This is a genomic window from Planomonospora sp. ID67723 (assembly GCF_015711605.1).
Taxonomy (GTDB): Bacteria; Actinomycetota; Actinomycetes; order Streptosporangiales; family Streptosporangiaceae; genus Planomonospora_A.
In genome coordinates this window covers 179,832-195,337 of sequence record NZ_JABTEZ010000005.1, presented here as the reverse complement: position 1 = coordinate 195,337, position 15,506 = coordinate 179,832, and the positions used below count along the sequence as shown (strand labels likewise).

Here is a 15,506-nt window from a genome sequence, read left to right as displayed (position 1 = left end):
GTCCGAGGCGGGCGGCCACTTGCGGGAACAATCATTCCCGGTAGTTGACGGAGATTCGTCTGCGGATCTGCTCCAGGTCCGCCGCCGGCAGCGCGTCGGCGACGAGCAGCCGCGGCAGCAGATCCGGTTCGAGGGTCAGCGCGCGGAAGGCGAGCGCGACGGTCACGTCGTGACCGGGCCGGTGCACGACCTCGACCGGGTCTGCGGCGCGGACGTCCCCCGGCTCGATCACGCGCAGATACGCGCCCGGCAGCGCCGCCCGGGTGAACCGTTTGATCCACCCCTCGGTCTCCAGCCAGCCCTGGAACGTCCCGCAGGGGATCCGCGGGCACGACACCTCCAGGACCACGTCGTGCCCGAGGCGCCAGCGCTCGCCGATCAGGGCGGCGTTGACGTCGAGGCCGCTGGTCGTGAGGTTCTCCCCGAAGGAGCCGTTCGGCAGCGGCCTGCCCAGCTCGCGCTCCCATCCGTCGAGGTCCTCGCGGGCGTAGGCGTAGACGGCCTGGTCCGATCCGCCGTGGTGTCTCACGTCGTAGACGCGGTCGCCCGCCAGGCCGACCGCACCGGTGCCCTTGGGGCCGGGGTCGCGAACGGCGACCGGGCCGTCGACGGGGCGCTTGTCGATTCCCGTCTCGCCGAGGTTCTTCCACGGATTGGGCCGGGGCTTGCCGATGTTGACGGAGAGCAGCTTCATATGGGCGACGGTACGGCCCCGCCGCGCGCCGGGGCGACATCATTTCCCCGCCCCGGGCACGCCCGAGCCCGGGAACGCGCGGGCCCCGCAGATCGGCGATCGGCGGGGCCCGGGGGCCGTCGGGGCCGTCAGGCTCCGCGGTTCACTCCGAGACGCCGAGCTTCTGCAGGATGAGCTCGCGGGCCCGGCCCGCGTCGGCCTTGCCCCGGCTGGCCTTCATGACGCCGCCGACCAGCGCGCCCACCGCGGCGATCTTGCCGCCGCGCACCTTCTCCGCCGCGTCGGCGTTGTCGGCCAGGACCTGGTCGATGATGGCCGAGAGTTCGCCCTCGTCGTTGACGATCTGCAGGCCGCGGGCGGAGACCACCTCGTCCGGCGAGCCCTCACCGTTCAGCACGCCCTCCAGCACCTGGCGGGCCAGCTTGTCGTTGAGCGCGCCCCCGGCGACCATCGCGCACACCCGGGCGATCTGGTCGGGGGTGATCTGCAGGGCGCTCAGCGGGACGCCGGCCTCGTTGGCCCGTCGGGCCAGCTCGCCCATCCACCACTTGCGGGCGTCCGCGGGCGGGGCCCCCGCGGCCACCGTCGCCTCGACGAGGTCGATGGCGTCGGCGTTGTGCATGGCCTCCATGTCCAGGTCGGAGACGCCCCACTCCTGCTGCAGCCGCTTGCGCCTGACCCGCGGCAGCTCGGGCAGGGCCGCCTTCAGCGAGGCCACCCAGGCGGGGTCCGGCGCGATCGGCACCAGGTCGGGCTCGGGGAAGTAGCGGTAGTCCTGCGCCTCCTCCTTGGACCGGCCCGAGGTCGTGGAACCGGTGTCCTCGTGGAAGTGGCGGGTCTCCTGGATGATCCGGCCGCCGTCGGCGAGGATCGCGGCCTGCCGCTCGATCTCGCTGCGGACCGCCCGCTCGACGCTGCGCAGCGAGTTGACGTTCTTGGTCTCGGTCCGGGTGCCCCATTCGGAGGAGCCGCGCGGCATGAGGGAGACGTTGACGTCGCACCGCATGGAGCCCTCCTCCATGCGCACGTCGGAGACGCCGAGGGCGCGCATGACCTCGCGCAGCTCGGTGGCGTAGGCGCGGGCGACCTCGGGGGCGAGCCGGTCGGTGCCGGGGATCGGCTTGGTGACGATCTCCACCAGCGGGATGCCCGCGCGGTTGTAGTCGACGATCGAGTAGTCGGCGCCGTGGATGCGGCCGGTGGCGCCGCCCATGTGGGTGGACTTGCCGGTGTCCTCCTCCAGGTGGACCCGCTCGATCTCGATCCGCACGGTCTTGCCGTCCACCTCGACGTCGAGGTAGCCGTCGAAGCAGAGCGGCTCGTCGTACTGGCTGATCTGGTAGTTCTTCGGCATGTCCGGATAGAAGTAGTTCTTCCGGGCGAAGCGGCACCACTCGGCGATCGAGCAGTTCAGCGCCAGGCCGATCCGGATGGTGGACTCGATCGCGGCGGCGTTGGCCGTCGGCAGCGAACCGGGAAGCGCCAGGCAGACCGGGCAGACCTGGGTGTTCGGCGCGGCGCCGAACGCGGTCGGGCAGCCGCAGAACATCTTCGAGGCCGTGCCCAGCTCGACGTGCGTCTCCAGGCCCAGCACCGGCTCGAAGCGCTCCAGCGCCTCGTCGTACGGCATGAGCGTATGGGTGCTCACAGGTAACCAAGTCCCTTCAATGCGGTCCTCGTCTCGGCGACCCAGTCCGCGTAACCGGGAACCTGGGCCAGAACGGCGAGGTCGATGTTTCGTGCGATGTATTCGAAGTAGTCGGAGACCGGCTTGCCCCGTCGGGGGACGGTCGCGGCCAGGACCTCCCTGGGGTAGACGACCCGTTCGACGTCGCCGGGCAGGGCGGGCAGCCCGGCGAGGTCGCTGCCGGCCAGCCCCGCCCACACCGCCGGGTCGGCCAGCGGCCAGGCCTCGGTGTCGCCCAGGCCGACCACCGGAACCAGGTAGTTCGAGTGGTAGCGCACGCCGTCGGCCCGGGCGCGTTCCCGGGCGTGCCCCCGGCCGTGCTCCTTCGTGTGCGCCCTGCCGTGGTCTCTCGCGAAGATCAGATGGCAGTCGGCCGCGAGCTCCTCCAGCGCCGTGACGATCTGGTCGCGATCGCAGGTGACGATCCTCGCGGCCCCCACGTCCACCACGTACGGCGAGGCCCGCACCAGCTCGCGGAGCTGCCGGGAGACCAGCACGCCGAGGAAGCCCTCGTCGGCCTCCCCCTCCGCGACGAGTCCCGGGACCAGTGGGCGGTTCATGCCGCCGCGCCGAGGTATCGGCGAACCTGCCGGGGCGAGACGAACGTGCCCGGCTCGCCGTCCGGCTGGACCGGCTTGGCCACCGTCACCCGCGACATCCGGTCGCACTCGGGATCGACGCGGACCACGGCGTCCAGGAAGGTCAGGGCGTCCGGATCGGTCCGGTAGAGCTCGGCGACCACCACCGGCGAGTGGCTGGTCAGGATCACCTGCCGGTACGGCCCGGCCCCGCCGGGCACGGCGACCAGCCGCCGGATCCGCCGGAGCAGCTCGCCCAGCCGGCCCGGGTGCACGCCGTTCTCGATCTCCTCCACCAGCAGGGTGACCGGGTGGTCCGGGTCGTGCAGCGCGGCCAGCAGCCCGAGCACCTTCAGGGTCCCGTCCGACAGCAGCGCGGCCGGTACCGCACCCTGGCCGTCCAGGACCAGATCGAAGGAGCACTGCCCCCGGTCGAGCCTGGGCGTCAGCGCGGCCGCGTCGGGGACCAGCGCGGCGAGGTCGGCCACCAGGTCGGCCATGGCCGCCGTCCCGGCCATGCGCCCGAGCACCGCGGCGAGGTTCCCGCCGTCGGCGGTGAGCGGTCCCCGGTCGGCCGCGGAGCACCGCCCGCGCATGACGTGCGGCACGGGGGCGTACCTGCGCCAGGCGGCGATCGTGCGGCCGGGCGTGCCCTTCGGGTCCGGGTCGACGACGATGAGCTCCAGCAGCTCCTCGGGGAGCCGCCGGGCCACGTGGCTGACGACCGGCGCGGTGGAGCGCGGGATCCGCAGCACCATCTCCGCGCCGGTGTCGAACCGGACCGGCAGCAGCGCGCCGGGTTCCGGGGCGACCAGCGCCTCCACCGAGACAGTGAAGGCGGGCACCGGCTCCCCCTCCGCAGCCCGGTGGAACTGCTCGTGCGGGGCTCCCCTGCGCGCGCCGAGCAGCCCGCCGGAGCCGCCGATCTCGTCGGCGGCGAACCCGAGGGCGTCGAACAGGTTCGACTTGCCGCTGGAGTTGGGGCCGACCAGCGCGAGGAAGGGCGGCACGTCGAGCTCGAAGTTCAGAAACGACTTGAACCCGTCGATCTCGATCCTGGTGATCACGCCGCCGTGCCTCCTCTCCGCCTCACCGGTCCCTCACCGATCCTTCATCGATCCTGCCGTGCCTGCGTTGTGGCCGCCTCGTGCCCCGAACGCGCCTACAGCGCCGGGGCCTTGGCCAGCAGGCCGCCGCCCCAGCGGTCCGCCAGCGCCCGCTCCACCGCGGCGCCGACCCGGTAGCAGCGGTCGTCGCCCAGCACCGGGGCCATGATCTGCAGGCCGACCGGGAGGCCGTCCTCGTCGGCCAGGCCGCACGGGACCGAGATGGCCGCGTTGCCCGCGAGGTTGCTCGGGATCGTGCACAGGTCGGCGAGGTACATCGCCATGGGGTCGTCGGCACGCTCGCCGATCGGGAACGCGGTGGTCGGCGTGGTCGGCGAGATGAGCACGTCCACCTGCTGGAAGGCCGCCTGGAAGTCGCGGGCGATCAGCGTGCGGACCTTCTGCGCCTGGCCGTAGTAGGCGTCGTAGTAGCCGCTGGACAGCGCGTAGGTGCCCAGGATGATGCGCCGCTTGACCTCGGGGCCGAAACCCGCGGCCCGGGTCAGCGCCATGACCTCCTCGGCCGAGCGGGTGCCGTCGTCGCCGACGCGCAGGCCGTACCGCATCGCGTCGAAGCGGGCCAGGTTGGACGAGCACTCCGACGGGGCGATCAGGTAGTAGGCCGGCAGCGCCGTGGTGAACGACGGGCAGGAGACCTCGACCACCTTGGCGCCCAGGGTCTCCAGCAGTTCCACGGTCTCGTGGAACCGGGCGAGCACGCCCGCCTGGTAGCCCTCGCCGCCGAACTCCTTGACCACGCCGATGCGCAGCCCCGCCACGTCACCCTGGCGGGCCGCCTCGACGACGCTCGGCACCGGGGCGTCGATGGAGGTGGAGTCCAGGGCGTCGTGCCCGGAGAACGCCTCGTGCAGCAGAGCGGCGTCCATCACGTCGCGGGCGAACGGCCCCGGCGTGTCGAGCGAGCTGGCGAAGGCGATCAGGCCGTAGCGGGAGGAGCCTCCGTAGGTCGGCTTCATGCCGACGATGCCGGTGACCGCAGCGGGCTGCCGGATCGAGCCGCCGGTGTCGGTTCCGGTGGACAGCGGCGCCTGGTAGGCCGCGACCGCAGCGGACGAGCCGCCCGAGGAGCCGCCCGGGATCCGGGACAGGTCCCACGGGTTGCGGGTGGGGCCGTAGGCCGAGTTCTCGGTGGAGGAACCCATCGCGAACTCGTCCAGGTTGGTCTTGCCGAGGATCACCAGCCCGGCCTCGCGCAGCCGGCGGGTCACGGTCGCGTCGTACGGCGGACGCCAGCCTTCGAGGATCTTGGATCCGGCGGTGGTCGGCATGTCGACGGTGGTGAAGACGTCCTTGTGCGCGATCGGCACGCCGGCGAGCGGGCCGAGCTCCTCTCCCGCGGCCCGGCGCTCGTCGACCCGGCGCGCCTGGGCGAGGGTCGTCTCGGCGTCGACGTGCAGGAAGGCGTTGACCTTCGGCTCGACGGCGGCGATCCGGTCGAGGTGGGCCTGGGCGACCTCGACGGCGGAGACCTCACCGCGCGCGACCAGCGCGCCGAGCTCGGCGGCGGACTTGTGGATCAGGCTCATGCTTCCTCCCCGAGGATCCGCGGGACGCGGAAGCGGTCGTCCTCGACGGCCGGGGCACCGGACAGCGCCTGCTCCGGTGTGAGGCCGGGCCGCGCCTCGTCGGGACGGTAGACGTTGGTGAGCGGGAGCGCGTGCGAGGACGGCGGGATGTCGTCGGCCGCCACCTCGGCGACGCGGGCGACCGCACCGATGATCACATCGAGCTGGGCGGCGAAGTGGTCGAGCTCCTCGTCGGCCAGCGCCAGGCGGGACAGCCGGGCGAGGTGAGCGACCTCGTCGCGGGTTATGGCGGACATGAGTCGTTGAACCCGTTTCGTGAATGGCAATTGGACACTGTCATCCTAGGGCGCACGACCCGGCAGGCCTGACTCATCCACACGTGGAAGCCCCGGAACAGGCACACCGCCGATCGGTGACGGCGCGCCGTCGACGGCGCGGAAGCCTCCCGCCGACCGCGGGCCGGCCGCGAAGAAGCTCCACTCCCCCGGGTCCGTCAAGTGGCGGGAGAACGCCTCCTTCGACGCCCTTGGCTTCGCCGCGCCGACCCGGCACCGGACCGCCCTCACCGACGAGCCGACGCCCCCGGTCGCCATCTCGCGCAGCGGGGCCTCCCGCCCGGGCCTGGCCGCCGCATACGGCCCCGACGACCTGATGCGGGCCTGGAGCTGAGCGGCGCCTGCCCGCGACGGAGAGGCACTAGGCCGTCTGGGTGTCGAGGATCTCGGTGGAGCGGAGGTCGAAGGCGGAGGTGACCCTCGGCTGGCACTGCCCGTTCCGCTCCCGGTGCTCGCGGAGCCAGGCGGTGGCGTCGACGGCGGACATCGCCTCCGCGAACCACCAGCCCTGGCCCAGGTCGCAGCCCATCTCCTCCAGGCGCGCGGCCACCTCGGCCGACTCGACTCCCTCGGCGACCGAGCGCAGACCCAGCGAGCGGACCAGGTCGACGATGGAGCGCACGATCCGCTCGTCGTCCCTGGAGTCGCAGATCCGGCGCACGAACGAGGCGTCGATCTTGACCTCCGCGACCGGGAGCCGCTGCAGGCGGACCAGCGACGAGTAGCCGGTGCCGAAGTCGTCCAGCGCGAGCGGCACGCCCAGCGAGGCCAGCGCCCGTACGGCGTCGGCGGTGTAGGCCTGGTCGGTCATCAGGATCCGCTCGGTGACCTCCAGCTGGATGGCCTTCGGGGGCAGCCGGTAGCGCGCCAGCCCCGCCTCCAGGCGGTCGGGCAGCGCGGAGTCGAGAAGGTCGCGTGCCGAGACGTTGACGGAGATCTGCTCGTGCAGGCCGGTGTGCCACCAGTGCGCCGCCTGCTCCAGCGCCGCGTCGATGACGTACTCGGTGAGCTGGCGCATGAGGTAGGACTGCTCGGCCAGCGGGATGAAGTCGCCCGGGGAGATCATGCCGCGGACCGGGTGGCGCCAGCGCAGCAGCGCCTCCACTCCGCGCACCTGCCCGGCCGCCAGGTCGAGTTTGGGCTGGTAGTGCAGCCTCAGCTCGGAGCGGTCGATGGCCCGGCGCAGGTCGCCCAGCAGGCTGAGCCGCTCCGGGCTGTTGCGGTCCTTGTCGGCGAGGTAGAGCTCGACACCGCTCCTGGCCTCCTTCGCCAGGTACATGGCCACGTCGGAGCGCTGCATCAGCATCTCGAAGTCCGGCGCGTGGTCGGGGTAGAGCGCGATGCCGACCGAGGCGTCCAGGTCGAAGGTCATACCCTCCAGCCGGGCCGGTTCGGTGAGCGCCACCCGGAGCCGGGCGGCCACCTCCCGCGCCGCGGCGGCGTCCCTGACCGAAGGGAGCAGCACCGCGAACTCGTCGCCGCCGAGCCGGGCCACCACGTCGCCCGGGCGCACGCTGTGGGTGAGCCGGTGCGCCACCATCTGCAGCAGCCGGTCGCCCACCGGGTGGCCGAGGGTGTCGTTGACCTCCTTGAAACGGTCGAGGTCCAGCAGGAGCAGGCCGACCCGCTCGCCCTCGCGCGCCCTCGCCTCGGCGAGCGCCTCCTCGGTCCTGAGCACGAGCAGCTTGCGGTTGGGCAGCCCGGTGAGCCCGTCGTGCATCGCCTGGTGGTCGCGGCGGACCGACAGGGTGGCGGTGAAGTAGACCGCGGCCATCGGCGCGACGAACAGCGGCACCAGCGCCGGGGAGTGGTTCATGACCACCACGACCAGCGGGGCCAGGCCCAGCAGCCCGGCGTAGACCAGGCTCTGGTGGCCGATCGTGGTGCGGATCACCCGGTGGATCGAGCGGCGCTCGTGCAGCGCGACCGCCCCGGAGACCAGCAGCGCCCTGGCCACGAAGTAGGCGAACCCGGCCAGCCCGATCGCGAGCAGGTCGGTCCCGACGGGCACCCAGGCCGGAGCCGGCCGGTGCCCGAACATCCCCAGAACGATCCCGGCCGCCGCGTAGGCCAGCGTCACCTGCGCCAGGTTGAACAGCACCCGGTGCCGGGCCTTGCGGGTGACGGCCCCGTTGATCAGGATGGCGACCGTCTGGACCAGCAGGGCGACCGGCAGCCCGTAGTGCAGGAGCGCCGCGAAGGTGAACATCGTCGACGGATAGGTGCCCCCCACCGCCATCGACGAGGAGAGCATCACCGGCCGGAGCTCGCCCAGCACGACCAGGACGGTGAGGGTCCAGAACAACGGCGAGTGCACGAGGCCCGCGAGCTCGTCGAGGTCGGTCCACCACTGGGCCGCGACCAGGGCGACGATCCCCAGCACAGTGACGACCGTCAGGTAGGTCCACAGAGGCGAGCCGACGCGCGGCCCGATGTCGCGGGTGTCAGTTGGGTCAGCCATGAGTAACAAAACCCCCATTAGTTCACTATGGGAGAGTACGGCCTGCGGACCACTTCGCGAAACCGGTTGGGCACGTTCCGTCACTGTCCAGGGTGAGATAATCGAATCATCATCCCGGCGGAAGACTCGAACCCATCCACGACAGCACCCGCCGGCGCCTCGCCGCACAGCCCTGCGCTCAGGCCTCCGGCTCGACGGCCACCGCCGCGGCCGCTTCGGGCCCCTCGGACAGCAGGATCGCCAGGCCGTTCTCGTCGAGGATCGGCACGCCCAGCTTGACGGCCTTGTCGAACTTGGACCCGGCGTTCTCCCCCGCCACCACGAACGAGGTCTTCTTCGACACCGATCCGGCCACCTTGCCGCCCCTGGCGGCAAGGGCCGCTCCCGCCTCGTCGCGGGTGTAGCCCGCCAGCGTGCCGGTGACCACGAACGTCAGCCCGGCCAGGGTCTGCGGCGGCTGGTCGGCCGGGGGCTCGTCCTCCATCCGGACCCCGGCGGCCTTCCACCGGGCGACGATCTCCTGGTGCCAGTCGACCTCGAACCACTCGCGGATCGCGGCGGCCACGCGCGGGCCGACCCCCTCGACCTCGGCGAGCTCCTCCACGGTGGCCTCGGCGATCGCGTCGATCGAGCGGAACTCCGCGGCGATGGCCTGCGCGGTGGGCGGGCCGACATGCCGGATCGACAGGGCGACCAGCACCCGCCAGACCTCCCTGCCCTTGGCCGTCTCCAACTCCTGGAGCATCTTCTCGGCGTTCTTGCTGGGCGTGCCGTCCTTGTTGGCGAAGAAGGTCACGACTCTGGGTCCGCCGGTCTGCGGGTCGGTCTTGGGCAGACCGGTGTCGGGATCGCGGACGACCGACTCGATCGGCAGCAGCCGCTCGATCGTCAGGTCGAACAGGTCGGCCTCGGTGCGGACCGGCGGCTCGTGCGGGGGCAGCGGCTGGGTCAGCGCGGTGGCCGCCACGTAGCCCAGGCCCTCGATGTCGAAAGCCCTGCGCCCGGCGGCGAAGAAGATCCGCTCACGGAGCTGTGCGGGGCACGCCCTGGTGTTGGGGCAGCGCAGGTCGGCGTCGCCCTCCTTCTCGTAGGCCAGCGCGGTGCCGCACTCCGGGCAGTGCGTCGGCATCGTGAACTCCCGCTCGGTGCCGTCGCGCAGCTCCTCGACCGGCTTGACGATCTCCGGGATCACGTCGCCTGCCTTGCGCAGCACCACGGTGTCGCCGATCCGCACACCCTTGCGCGCGACCTCCGAGCCGTTGTGCAGCGTGGCCCGCTCGACCGTGGAGCCGGCCACCACGATCGGCTCCATGACGCCGTACGGCGTGACCCGGCCGGTGCGGCCGACGCCCACCTGGATGTCGAGGAGCTTGGTGTTGACCTCCTCCGGCGGGTATTTGTAGGCGATCGCCCAGCGCGGCGCCCGGCTGGTGGAGCCCAGGTTGCGCTGGAGCTCGATGCGGTCCACCTTCACCACGACCCCGTCGATCTCGTAGGCCGGGTCGTGGCGGTGCTCGCGGTAGAACTCGATGAACGCGTTGATGCCGTCGAGGCCGTCGACGACCTCGTAGAGGTCGCTCACCGGCAGGCCGAACCCCCTCAGCCGGTCGTACATCTCCGACTGGGCGCGCGGAGGCGCCGCTCCCTCCCACGCGCCGACCCCGTGGACGATCATCCGCAGCGGGCGCTGCGCGGTGATCCGCGGGTCCTTCTGCCGCAGCGAGCCCGCCGCCGAGTTGCGCGGGTTGGCGAACGCCGGCTTGCCCGCCGCGACGAGCTGCTCGTTGAGCTTCTTGAAGTCCTCGACCGGGATGTAGACCTCGCCCCGGACCTCCACCAGGTCGGGCACGTCGTCACCGGTCAGCCGGTGCGGGATGTTCGCCACCGTGCGGACGTTGGCCGTCACGTCGTCACCGGTCCGGCCGTCGCCCCGGGTCACCCCCCTGACCAGCCGTCCCTTCTCGTAGACCAGCGCGACCGCCAGGCCGTCGATCTTCAGCTCGCACAGGTAGGGGGCCGGATCCCGCTCGGCCAGCCGCTCCGCCCGCGCCTGCCAGGAGGCCAGGTCGTCGGCGTTGAAGGCGTTGTCCAGGCTCTCCATCCGCCGCAGGTGCGCGACCGGCGCGAACTCGCTGGAGATCGGTGCGCCGACCTTCTGCGTCGGCGAGTCGGGGGTGCGCAGGCTCGGGTGCTCGTCCTCCAGCGCCCACAGCTCGCGCATCCACGTGTCGTACTGGGCGTCGCTGACGGTCGGCGCGTCGAGCACGTGGTAGCGCCAGTTGGCCTCCTCGACCAGCTCGCTCAGCTCCGCGTGCCGCTCCCGCGCGGCCGCCGGCGCACCTGCGGCCTCGGCTTCCGTCATCGCCTCAGCGCCCATCGTCCAGCTCTCCCCTCGTCGTGCAGCCAGGGAGAATCTATCGCCGGACACCGACATTCGGCCCCGGCCGCCGGAGGAGGAACCGGCCGCGGACCGGGGCGCGGCCCCCACCGCGGGGAGGGGGCGCTCCGAGCGGTCAGCCGCCCTGGGTGTAGATGGTCTTCCACGAGGTGCACCGGCCCGTCGGCCGGCTGGAGTCGCCGCGGCAGACCTTCGCCTTGATCTGCAGAGGGTAGGCCACGTTCCGGCGGAACGTCCCCGTGCCGGGGGTGCAGTTCCAGTAGGCCGCCGAGTTCCACCGGCCGGTGTTCGAGCTCTGCCAGCGCAGCTGCACCCACGAGCAGCCCGTCCCGCGGGTGTCGGAGAGGGTGCCGCGGATCTGGACGGCGCTCTGGGTGACGACCACCTTGCCCCTGGCGGTGGCGTGCCCGTCGGTGGAGTGGACCGGCCCCCACTTCCAGCCGGTGGCGGCCGAGTCGGCCGAGGCCGCCGGGGAGCCGGCGGCGGTGAGGGCCGCGGCGGCGGTCAGCCCGAGCAGGACGCGAAGGCCGGTACGCATGAAACAGCTCCAGACATGTAGAACGATTGGCACGATCGGTGCGATCGGTGCGATTCCTCAACATGTCAATGAATAGACACCCGTACTTGCAGACCACTTGAGAACCCGTTGAAGCCAGGACCGCACGCGGCCCTGCCGCACCTCACTCCCCGGGGTCCTCCCGCAGCACGAGGGCCGCCCGGCGGCAGGCGGCCAGGGCCGCCTTCGCGTAGGCGGGCGAGGCCCCGGCCAGCCCGCAGGCGGGCGTGAGCACGACCTGGGAGGCGAGGGTCGCGGGAGAGAAGCCGAGCCGGCGCCAGAGCTCGACGGCCGGCCGGGCGACCACGCCGACGTCCGGCAGCGCGGCGTCCCTGCCGGGCACGACACCGAGGAAGAGGGCCGTTCCCGCCTCCACGGACTCGCCGATCGCGTCCTCGTCGCGCCGCCGCAGCAGCGCGGCGTCCAGCGAGACGCCCCTGGCCCCGGCCCTGCGGATCACCTCGAACGGCACGCCGGGGGCGCAGCAGTGCACGATCGGGAACGTCTCGCCGGGCAGCTCCGCCAGCACCTCGCGGAGCCGTTCCACCGCCACCGGTGCCTCCACCGCGCGCAGCCGCCCGAAGCCCGAGGCCGTCGGCACGGTGCCCGCCAGCGCACCGGGCAGACCGGGCTCGTCCAGCTGGACCACGACCTTCGTGGCCCCCGGCACCCGCCTGCGCACCTCGGCGACGTGCGCGGCGAGCCCTTCGGCGAACGACCCCACCAGATCCCGTACGGCCCCCGCGTCGGCGAGCGCCTTGTCACCGTGCCGCAGCTCGACGGCGCCCGCCAGCGTCCACGGCCCGCACGTCTGGACCTTGAACGGCCCCGTGTACCCCAGGGCCGCCTCCTCCAGCGCGTCGAGGTCGCGCGCGAGGTGGTCGTAGGCCCGTTTGGCGTCCCTGCCGGGCCGGTCGGTGAAGCGCCAGCCCGACGGCTGCACCTCCACCGGCAGCTCCACCAGCAGCGACGCGGCCCTGCCGACCATGTCCGCGCCGACGCCGCGCCCCGGCAGCTCCGGAAGGTACGGCAGCGCGGGGAGCTCACCGAAGACGGCCTTGACCGCCTCGATGTGATCCTCCCCCGGGTGCGACCCGACACCGGTCGCGGTCGCCTCACTCCACGGAAACGTGTTCACGGAGGTCAGCTTAGGACCCCGTCGCGCACCTCCCGCGACAGTGACCGGCATCGCGCACCCGGCGACCCGCTCCGCCCCCGTCGGCCCCCGTCGGCCCCCGTCGCGGAAGCCGCCGCCGCTGCCGCCCGGACGACCTTCGGCCGGGCCGCCCCGCCGCCATAGGGTGAGGGGCATGAAGCTAACGAAGTTCGGGCACGCCTGCGTCCGCCTGGAGAAGGACGGCTCGGTCCTTGTCATCGACCCCGGCTCCTTCAGCGAGGAGTCGGCCCTCGACGGCGCCCAGGCCGTGCTCATCACCCATGAGCACTTCGACCACGTGGAGCCCGACCGGCTGCGCCGGGCCGCCGAGGGCAACCCGTCGCTGGAGATCTGGACCTGCGAGGGCGTGGCCGCCACGCTGGCCGACGTCCCGGCGAAGATCCAGACGGTACGGCACGGCGACACGTTCGGCACGGCGGGTTTCGCGGTGAAGGCCGTCGGCGAGTGGCACGCCCCGAACCATCCCGACCTGCCGATCGTGCAGAACATCGGCTTCCTCGTCGACGAGGAGGTCTTCTACCCCGGTGACGCCCTCACCTCGCCGGGCGTCGAGGTGCCCACGCTGCTGGTGCCGACCAACGCCCCGTGGCTGAAGGGCATGGAGATGGTCGCCTATCTGCGCGAGGTCCGCCCCGCCCGGGCCTTCTCCACCCACGACGGCCTGCTCAACGAGATCGGGCTGGGGCTGGTCGACCGCTGGTTGGAGATGGAGGCCGACCAGCAGAAGGCGGACATCCGCCGCCTGCAGCCCGGGGAGTCCGTCACCCTGTCCTGAGCAGGCCCCGTGACCGCGGGTCGGGCGGGGACGGCCGGTCCCTTCTCCGCGCCGCTCCCGCCCGCCCCGGCTACCGCGTGGAGCCGGAAAGCGTGTTGATGAGCTCCTTGGGCTCGGTGACGTCGAACGGGTCGTAGGAGAGCTCCTTCTCGTCGACGACCTCGTCGGCGGGCGGGGCCATCACCAGGATGTGCGACCCCCAGTCCCCGTAACGGGTGTCGGTCCGCTGGATCAGCGAAGTGTCCTCATCCCACCGGCTGTTCTGGACGGTCATCAGACGGGTGGGCAGGCCCGTGCCGTCGGTCCACAGCCGCCATGCGATCTTCTTTTTGGCGTCACCGAAGAGCGTCATGCCCGTCAGTTGCCAGGAGGCGTGCCTGGACGCCTTGGCCAGTTGCGCGTAGCTCACCGTGCCCTGGTAGAAGAGACCGCCGGATACGGGCTCACCCTTCGCACCCCTGAGCATGGTCTTCAGGACGGCGGGCTCGAACACGTCGATCGGCTGAACGGTGGCGACGTTGAGCAGGCGCCCCGGGCCCGGCCTGCGCACCCAGGTCTTGCCGTGCGGGAGGGGCAATATGCCGTCGGAGGTGTAGTGGTACCCGCCGACGGCGATCGCGTGGTGCGGTTCCTCCAGGCCGAGGCCCTTCGATGCGTCCCCGCTCCCACCCTCGCTCTCGCCCTCCAGCGTCTGCTCCAGCAACTTCCTGAGCGGCGGGTCGATAACCAGTTGGAGGGTCGAGTCGGAGGCCACCGGCCCGGAGGGACCGAGCTGCACCCTGCCGTTGTAGCGGAATCGCACCGAGTTCTTTTCATCGAAGACCAGGCGCGTGACCTCGGCGATGTGGACACCGCGTTCGGCCCGGAACTGCCGCTTGAGCGCCTGCACCGGATCGGCGGGACCCGTCTGTGCCGCAGCGGGGACGGCGAACGGCACCGAGGCGATCAATACGACGGCCACCAGGGAAACCCATCGTTTCACGGGTCTCGATCCTTTCCAAAAGGTGACATTTAGGAAATGTCATCCTCTCAGAGGAATACGGCGGCCCGGCTCCGCGAGACCGGCCCCCTTGACCCGCCGGGACGGGATCAGGAAGCGGAGGCGATGGTGGCCGAGCCGATCACGGTGTCGCCGAGGTAGAGCACCGCGGCCTGGCCCGCCGCCACCCCGGCGGCCGGGGCGTCCAGCGTGATGTGGACCTCCTCGCCGGAGAGCCGGGCGCGGCAGCCGTACACCTCGCCGTGGGCGCGGAGCTGGACCGTGCAGGACAGCGGCTCGACGGGCGCGTCGACCGGGCCGTTCCAGACGGGCCGGGACGCCACGATGGACGTGACCTCCAGGGACGAGCGCGGGCCGACCGTGACCGTGTTGGAGACCGGCTCGATGGACAGCACGTAGCGCGGCCTGCCGTCGGGGGCCGGGCGGTCGATGCGCAGGCCCTTGCGCTGGCCGACGGTGAAGCCGTACGCGCCCTCGTGGCTGCCGACGACCTCGCCCGACTCGTCCACGATCGGGCCCTCGGCCGCGCCGAGGCGGTCGGCGAGGAAGCCCCGGGTGTCGCCGTCGGCGATGAAGCAGATGTCATGGCTGTCGGGCTTGTCGGCCACCATGAGCCCGCGCCGTGCGGCCTCCTCGCGGACCTCCGCCTTGGTCGAGTCGCCGAGCGGGAAGATCGCGTGCTTGAGCTGCTCGCGGGTGAGCACGCCGAGCACGTAGGACTGGTCCTTGCCGGCGTCGGGGCTGCGGCTGAGCACGCCGTCGGCGATCCGGGCGTGGTGGCCGGTGGCGACGGCGTCGAACCCGAGCGCGAGGGCCCGGTCGAGCACCGCCTCGAACTTGATCTTCTCGTTGCAGCGCAGACAGGGGTTGGGCGTGCGGCCCGCGGCGTACTCGCTGACGAAGTCCTCGACCACGTCGCGATGGAAGCGCTCGGCCATGTCCCAGACGTAGAAGGGGATCCCGATCACGTCGGCGGCCCGGCGGGCGTCCCTGGAGTCCTCGATCGTGCAGCACCCGCGCGCGCCGGTCCGGTAGGACTGCGGGTTGGCGGAGAGCGCCAGATGGACACCGGTGACGTCATGACCCGCCTCGGCGATGCGGGCGGCGGCAACCGCGGAATCGACGCCCCCGGACATGGCGGCAAGCACACGAAGACTCATAGCCCTCTGAGCGTACCCGCGCCGCAGGACAT

The 15,506-nt window shown here is 72.2% G+C and carries 13 protein-coding genes; 1 reads left to right on the top strand and 12 read right to left on the bottom strand.

Features of this window, described 5'->3' with window-relative positions; all coding sequences use genetic code 11:
• Positions 1-31: 31 nt before the first annotated feature.
• The 10 genes from HS041_RS31710 to HS041_RS31665 all read right to left on the bottom strand — a co-directional run bounded on the left by HS041_RS31710 (position 32) and on the right by HS041_RS31665 (position 12,509).
• Positions 32-694 (bottom strand): MOSC domain-containing protein, encoded by a 663-nt coding sequence (locus HS041_RS31710; RefSeq protein ID WP_196444546.1) that lies wholly within the window; start codon positions 692-694, stop codon positions 32-34.
• A gap of 142 nt (positions 695-836) precedes the next feature.
• Positions 837-2,324 carry an Asp-tRNA(Asn)/Glu-tRNA(Gln) amidotransferase subunit GatB gene (gene gatB, locus HS041_RS31705; RefSeq protein WP_196445056.1) on the bottom strand — a complete coding sequence of 496 codons (1,488 nt, stop codon included), beginning with the start codon at positions 2,322-2,324 and terminating at the stop codon, positions 837-839.
• Between the two features lie 14 nt (positions 2,325-2,338).
• On the bottom strand, positions 2,339-2,941 hold the full coding sequence (locus tag HS041_RS31700; protein WP_196444545.1) for a hypothetical protein: 603 nt from the start codon (positions 2,939-2,941) through the stop codon (positions 2,339-2,341).
• Positions 2,938-4,026: an AAA family ATPase gene (locus tag HS041_RS31695; RefSeq protein ID WP_196444544.1), complete on the bottom strand. Its 1,089-nt coding sequence runs from the start codon at positions 4,024-4,026 to the stop codon at positions 2,938-2,940. The genes HS041_RS31700 and HS041_RS31695 overlap by 4 nt, the downstream gene beginning before the upstream one ends.
• A gap of 95 nt (positions 4,027-4,121) precedes the next feature.
• Positions 4,122-5,612, bottom strand: coding sequence for an Asp-tRNA(Asn)/Glu-tRNA(Gln) amidotransferase subunit GatA (gene gatA / locus HS041_RS31690; RefSeq protein WP_196444543.1), 1,491 nt, complete (start codon positions 5,610-5,612; stop codon positions 4,122-4,124).
• A complete protein-coding gene (gene gatC / locus HS041_RS31685) occupies positions 5,609-5,908 on the bottom strand; it encodes an Asp-tRNA(Asn)/Glu-tRNA(Gln) amidotransferase subunit GatC (protein WP_196444542.1) in 300 nt (99 codons plus the stop codon). The genes gatA and gatC overlap by 4 nt, the downstream gene beginning before the upstream one ends.
• Positions 5,909-6,308: 400 nt before the next feature.
• On the bottom strand, positions 6,309-8,408 hold the full coding sequence (locus tag HS041_RS31680; protein WP_196444541.1) for a putative bifunctional diguanylate cyclase/phosphodiesterase: 2,100 nt from the start codon (positions 8,406-8,408) through the stop codon (positions 6,309-6,311).
• Between the two features lie 178 nt (positions 8,409-8,586).
• A complete protein-coding gene (gene ligA / locus HS041_RS31675; protein WP_374058903.1) occupies positions 8,587-10,785 on the bottom strand; it encodes an NAD-dependent DNA ligase LigA in 2,199 nt (732 codons plus the stop codon).
• 136 nt (positions 10,786-10,921) lie between these two features.
• Positions 10,922-11,344 carry a hypothetical protein gene (locus HS041_RS31670; protein WP_196444540.1) on the bottom strand — a complete coding sequence of 141 codons (423 nt, stop codon included), beginning with the start codon at positions 11,342-11,344 and terminating at the stop codon, positions 10,922-10,924.
• A gap of 142 nt (positions 11,345-11,486) precedes the next feature.
• On the bottom strand, positions 11,487-12,509 hold the full coding sequence (locus HS041_RS31665) for a methionine synthase (RefSeq protein WP_230880120.1): 1,023 nt from the start codon (positions 12,507-12,509) through the stop codon (positions 11,487-11,489).
• A gap of 163 nt (positions 12,510-12,672) precedes the next feature.
• Between HS041_RS31665 and HS041_RS31660 the strand changes: the two genes are divergently transcribed.
• Positions 12,673-13,314 carry an MBL fold metallo-hydrolase gene (locus tag HS041_RS31660; RefSeq protein ID WP_196444538.1) on the top strand — a complete coding sequence of 214 codons (642 nt, stop codon included), beginning with the start codon at positions 12,673-12,675 and terminating at the stop codon, positions 13,312-13,314.
• Positions 13,315-13,384: 70 nt separating this feature from the next.
• Here HS041_RS31660 and HS041_RS31655 read toward each other — a convergent pair whose 3' ends face one another.
• Positions 13,385-14,296: a hypothetical protein gene (locus tag HS041_RS31655; protein ID WP_196444537.1), complete on the bottom strand. Its 912-nt coding sequence runs from the start codon at positions 14,294-14,296 to the stop codon at positions 13,385-13,387.
• Between the two features lie 107 nt (positions 14,297-14,403).
• On the bottom strand, positions 14,404-15,474 hold the full coding sequence (gene mnmA, locus HS041_RS31650) for a tRNA 2-thiouridine(34) synthase MnmA (RefSeq protein ID WP_196444536.1): 1,071 nt from the start codon (positions 15,472-15,474) through the stop codon (positions 14,404-14,406).
• Positions 15,475-15,506 lie beyond the last annotated feature (32 nt).